Origin of the sequence: Acinetobacter sp. UBA3025 (genome assembly GCF_002367915.1) — a bacterium.
Lineage (GTDB): Bacteria > Pseudomonadota > Gammaproteobacteria > Pseudomonadales > Moraxellaceae > Acinetobacter.
Genome location: NZ_DFDO01000106.1, coordinates 1 through 5,056 on the forward strand (window position 1 = coordinate 1; position 5,056 = coordinate 5,056).

At 43.2% G+C, this 5,056-nt stretch carries 6 protein-coding genes; 4 read left to right on the forward strand and 2 right to left on the reverse strand.

Annotated elements, in window-relative coordinates; all coding sequences use genetic code 11:
- The 3 genes from B4J23_RS04490 to B4J23_RS04500 form a co-directional block, all read left to right on the forward strand.
- On the forward strand, positions 1 to 999 hold a 999-nt coding region (locus tag B4J23_RS04490), incomplete at its 5' end, for an MFS transporter (protein ID WP_291358898.1).
- 149 nt (positions 1,000 to 1,148) lie between these two features.
- Positions 1,149 to 1,355, forward strand: a complete 207-nt coding sequence (locus tag B4J23_RS04495; protein ID WP_034702754.1) for a helix-turn-helix transcriptional regulator — start codon at positions 1,149 to 1,151, stop codon at positions 1,353 to 1,355.
- Entirely contained in the window at positions 1,352 to 1,681 is a 330-nt protein-coding gene (locus B4J23_RS04500; protein ID WP_125278636.1) for a hypothetical protein, read from the forward strand. The genes B4J23_RS04495 and B4J23_RS04500 overlap by 4 nt, the downstream gene beginning before the upstream one ends.
- Positions 1,682 to 1,726: 45 nt before the next feature.
- On the opposite strand, the gene B4J23_RS04505 is transcribed toward B4J23_RS04500, so the two are convergent.
- On the reverse strand, positions 1,727 to 2,707 hold the full coding sequence (locus tag B4J23_RS04505) for a GlxA family transcriptional regulator (protein ID WP_125278637.1): 981 nt from the start codon (positions 2,705 to 2,707) through the stop codon (positions 1,727 to 1,729).
- A 78-nt stretch (positions 2,708 to 2,785) separates the two neighbouring features.
- On the opposite strand from B4J23_RS04505, the gene B4J23_RS04510 reads away from it, so the two are divergent.
- A complete protein-coding gene (locus B4J23_RS04510) occupies positions 2,786 to 4,609 on the forward strand; it encodes an acyl-CoA dehydrogenase (protein ID WP_291358904.1) in 1,824 nt (607 codons plus the stop codon).
- Between the two features lie 56 nt (positions 4,610 to 4,665).
- Here B4J23_RS04510 and B4J23_RS04515 read toward each other — a convergent pair.
- The coding region (locus B4J23_RS04515) for a fatty acid desaturase (protein WP_291358902.1) at positions 4,666 to 5,056 on the reverse strand (391 nt) is incomplete at its 5' end.

Sequence of the window (5,056 nt, forward strand, 5' to 3'; positions counted from 1 at the left end):
GGGAAATTGCTGAATCGTCTAGGACTGAAAAATACCCTGGTGATTGGCCTGACTGGCTTTTTGCTATTTTCCGGACTTTATATGATTCCGGCCAAACTAGAAGTGTTATTGGGTATTCGTCTGATCCACGGCTTTATGATGGGTATGGCCTCTACCGTACTCGGCACAGTAATTGCGCAAACCATTCCGGCAACACGACGTGGTGAAGGTATCGGTTATTTCAGTATGAGCAGTACGCTTGGTACGGCGATTGGTCCTTTTGTCGGGATTTGGCTGATGACGAATTTTAATTATCAGGTGATTTTTATCTTCACCACTATCGTTGCGCTCAGCTGCCTGATCTGCGGTCTGTTAATCCAGCCGCCGCGCCTTAAAGCGAGTGGTACATCAATTTCCTCTGTTCCACAATCTGCCAGTAAACTCGCTCAATTTGTAGAGCCCAATGCCTTGCCGATTGCAGTGATTGTCCTGCTGGTGGCTACCTGTTATTCAGGCGTACTATCCTTTATTCACTTCTATGCCAAGGACATCAATCTGGTCGAAGCAGCCTCATTCTTCTTCCTGATGTATGCCTTTGCTATTCTGCTGTCGCGTCCTTTTACTGGCCCATTAATGGACCGTAAAGGTGAAAACATCATTATCTACCCCGCAATCGTGATTATGGCAGTAGGTATTCTGATGCTGAGTCAGACACAAAACTCTGTGATGTTACTGGCGAGTGCCGCGTTATTAGGTTTTGGTTTCGGGAATATCCAGTCCGTGTGTCAAACCATTGCTGTGAAAAGTACCACCTTGCAACGGATGGGTCTCGCCACCTCAACCTTCTTTATTGCACTGGATGCAGGTCTTGGTTTCGGCCCTTATTTCCTCGGTATGCTGCTGGATCAGGTGGGTTATCGTCAGCTTTATTTGTTTTCCGCAGTGCTTACCTTTAGTTGTCTGATCTGGTATTACCTGCTGCATGGCCGCAAGGTTAAATCGACCTCAGTCAAAGCTTAAACCAGCTGATTCAAAAATTTTTAAACGGGCATTTAGCCCGTTTTTTATATCTCAATCTTTTAAATGACACTTATTTTTATCATTATAAAATATATAGTTTACATAATGTTAAATATATATTACATTTTGAATGATGTTGGAGTAAAGACATGTTAAAGAATGACATCATCGTGTTCCGTGCTAAAAAACGTTGGACACAACAACAGCTTGCTGATGCAGTGGCAGTCAGCCGCCAAACGATTGCCGCATTAGAAAAAGAGAAGTACAACCCTTCCTTGATTCTGGCATTCAAGTTAGCAAATGCACTTGAAACGACGATTGAGGAACTGTTTAGTTATGCCGAGGAAGTAACATGACACTATATTGGGTATTGATGGCTAGTATCTTAAGTATTGTGGTGGCTGTGATTTGCTGTGAAATATATAAAATACGCTTTGAATGCTCACAGGAAGCCAAAGACGAAAGAGGAACAATGATTTTATTAAAGCAGAAGTCATTATCCTATAACATTTTATTTTTGGGGATTAGTTCAGCCTTTTTGATCATCATCGGATTTGAAGGCTTCGGACTAAAATGGTTAGAACGTGAAGTTTTTATTTACTGGATTATGTTCACCGGCTTCTTGCAAAGCATCGCTTCAACCATTTATACGCATTATTTACGTAAAGATATCTTTAGCTAATATGTATGCCAAGAGAGCTTTTCGAATCTCTCTTTTTGTCAACGTCTAGAAACGTCGACTAAAACGACGGCGATATTCTAAAGGTGTTAACCCTGTTTTCTTATAAAATAAACGCCGAAATGAACTTGGATCCTGATAGCCGACATTTTGCATAATCAGATCTATGGCCTGATCGGTTTCCTCAAGCCGTTTGCGTGCCGCTTCAATACGAATGGCTTGCAGATACTGATTCGGTGCAATATTTAGCGCCTGCTTAAAATGCCGGATTAAAGTACGAGTGGTGACATTAAAACGTTCTGCCAGCGCATTTAAAGTAAATTCTTCATGAAAATGCTGCTCTAACCAGTCCTGAACTTTTTGCACCAGTTCATCATGATGAGGTTGACCAATCTTCATTAATGAATAAGACAATTGGCTATCACGTCGATAATCAATTACAAAGGATTTGGCAGATTGCATGGCAACTTCAAAACCATAGAAACGTTCAATCAGATGCAAGCCTAAGTCAAACCAGGCCAAGCCTCCACCTGCACAGTAAATATTCTGATCCCGGCTAATCATCAGATCGGCATTGAGTTTGACCTGAGAATAACGTGCACGAAACATGTCCTGAAAGCCCCAATGCGTTGTCGCCACACGACCATCTAAAATACCAGCTTCTGCCAGAAAGAAATTCCCGGTGCAGTTTCCAGCGATTAAGGTGGATTGTGCATGAGCAGAAGTTAAAAACTGAATCAGGTCTGGATTTTCATCCAGTACCTCTTGTATAGGTGCGGCGATGGTCGGCACTACCAGAATATTTGCTGTTTGAATTTCTTGATATGAACAATGGGCTGGTAATTCCAGGCCGTTAATACAACGAATTGGTTGTCCATCTGGACTGGCGATTCTCACTTTAAACAGGCGTTGTACATCCTGCTGCTGAATCCGGTTCCAGCTCACGCCAGCCATGGCAAATAAATCGACCACACCTGTAATTGCTGAAGCCAAAGCACCATCAAAGCCTAAAATCACTACCTGTTGCATATTTTTCTATTTGTCGCTTTTAACCTGTTTCATGTCATTATTGACAATCCTCCTTGATAAAAGCAACTGCTAGTCTTGATGTTATCTCAAGGATTGCACATTCAGGATCGTACTGTGACTCAGCTGATTAATGATAAAGACCTCAATTTTCTGCTTTATGATGTTTTCAAACTTGAAGCCTTAACTGAACTGGAACGCTATCAGGATCATGACAAAAATACCTTTGATAGTATTCTGGAAACGGCAAAAGGCATCGCGACCGATTATTTTGCGCCGCATAATGCCAAGGCTGATCATCATGAACCGAGCTTTGATGGCAAACAGGTGAAGACCATTGATGAAGTAAAAATAGCATGGCAACAATTTGCTGATGCTGGTCTACTCTGCGCCCAGCATGATTACGCAGACGGCGGCATGCAATTGCCGACTTTGGTGAATATGGCCTGCAATGCCTATTTCATGTCGGCCAATCCTTCGACTGTTGCCTACTCTTTTCTGACAGCCGCTGCAGCAAATCTGATTCAAGCCTTTGCCTCTCCAGAACAAAAACAAATGTTCTTGCCGCATATGCTAAGTGGCCGCTTTGCTGGAACTATGGCGATGACCGAGCCGAATGTGGGTTCCTCTTTGGGAGATCTGACCACTAAAGCGATTCCTCAGTCAGATGGAAGCTACAAAATTAAAGGCCAGAAAATGTTTATTTCTGGTGGTGATCAGGACATTACTGAAAATATTGTGCATCTAGTTCTGGCTCGTATCCAAGACGCTCCGCAAGGGGTAAAAGGTATTTCCCTATTCATCGTGCCGAAATTCAAAACCAATACAGATGGAACTGTAGGTGAATCCAATGATGTCCATCTGGCTGGCCTGCTACACAAAATGGGCTATCGCGGCACAACTTCAACAGTTCTAAGCTTTGGGGAAAACGATCGTTGCTTAGGCTATTTAATTGGTGAAGTGGGACAAGGTTTAAAATATATGTTCAAGATGATGAATGAAGCGCGCGTTGGTGTTGGCCTCGGTGCAGCCATGATCGGTTATCGTGGTTATCTGGAGTCTCTGGACTATGCTAAAAACCGTCCTCAAGGCCGTCCGGTTCATGAAAAAACACCTGACGCTAAACCTGTGAATATCATTGAGCATACGGATGTCAAACGTATGCTACTGGCACAAAAATCTTATGTTGAAGGTGCTTTGGCGCTGTGCTTATTTGCAGCCCGCTTAATTGATGAACATCAGGCTGCACAAGAGGAAAATAGTGCCATTTTGCTGGATCTCATTACACCCGTGGTCAAGTCCTTCCCTTCTGCCTATGGTCCTAAAGCCAATGATCTGGCGATTCAGGTCTTGGGTGGTGCGGGCTATACGCGTGAATATCCGGTTGAGCAATGCTATCGGGATAACCGTCTAAATCCGATTCATGAAGGCACTTATGGGATTCAGTCTCTGGATCTACTAGGCCGTAAACTCTGGCAGCACAATGGCAAAGGCCTGACCCTGCTCATGCAACGCATCCAGAAAACCTTGTCTGAAATTCAGGATAGCAAGTTAACAGAACTGGCAGATGTCTATAAACAGCATCTTGCCACTGTACAAAAAACCACACAGGTTTTAGGTCAGGCTCTGCATCAAGGCAAAGTTAGTGAAACTTTGGCCAATTCTGGCCTATATCTGGATATGATGGGCAAAACTATTATCGCGTGGTTGTGGCTGGAAATGGCCAATCAAGCTCAACTCAGATTTGGCGCATCTTCTCAACAGGAAGATCAAGCCTTTCTGGCCGGTAAAATTCAGGCAGCCCAATATTTTATTCATTGGGAACTGCCTGAAATTGAACATCAGGCCAAATTACTGATGAACTTCGATGACACCTGTTTGAAGATGCAGAGTGATTGGTTCTAAATAAAACTCAATAAAAAATGCGCCTCGAATGGCGCATTTTTTATTTGTTTACATCATTAAGCTGCAGCGTCTTTTAGACCAAATTTCTTAAGCAGTTTGGCACGTTTCGAAGGCAGTATATTCGCTTTAGTCAGATCGCCTTGATAATGCTGATACACACGTTGATCCATCATCTTGTACCATAATGGTGGAATCAGTGCCGGAATCAGCATAGTGGCATAACCACTTGGTAAATCTGGCGCTTCATCAAAATGTCGCAATGCCTGAAATGGCCGGCTTGGATAGGCATGATGATCCGAATGGCGCTGCAACTGGTACAGGAACAGATTAGTCACGATGTTGTTATTGTTCCAGCTATGCTCGGGCAAGGTCCGCTCATAAGTTCCATCCGCTTTTTGCCCGCGTTTCAATCCATAGTGTTCGATATAATTTACGATTTCAAACAGA

Bases quoted from the DNA above. Each gene is read 5' to 3' on its own strand.
- B4J23_RS04495 (WP_034702754.1), top strand. From the start codon at position 1,149: ATGTTAAAGAATGACATCATCGTGTTCCGTGCTAAAAAACGTTGGACA.
- B4J23_RS04500 (WP_125278636.1), top strand. From the start codon at position 1,352: ATGACACTATATTGGGTATTGATGGCTAGTATCTTAAGTATTGTGGTG.
- B4J23_RS04505 (WP_125278637.1), bottom strand. From the start codon at position 2,707: ATGCAACAGGTAGTGATTTTAGGCTTTGATGGTGCTTTGGCTTCAGCA.
- B4J23_RS04510 (WP_291358904.1), top strand. From the start codon at position 2,786: ATGTTATCTCAAGGATTGCACATTCAGGATCGTACTGTGACTCAGCTG.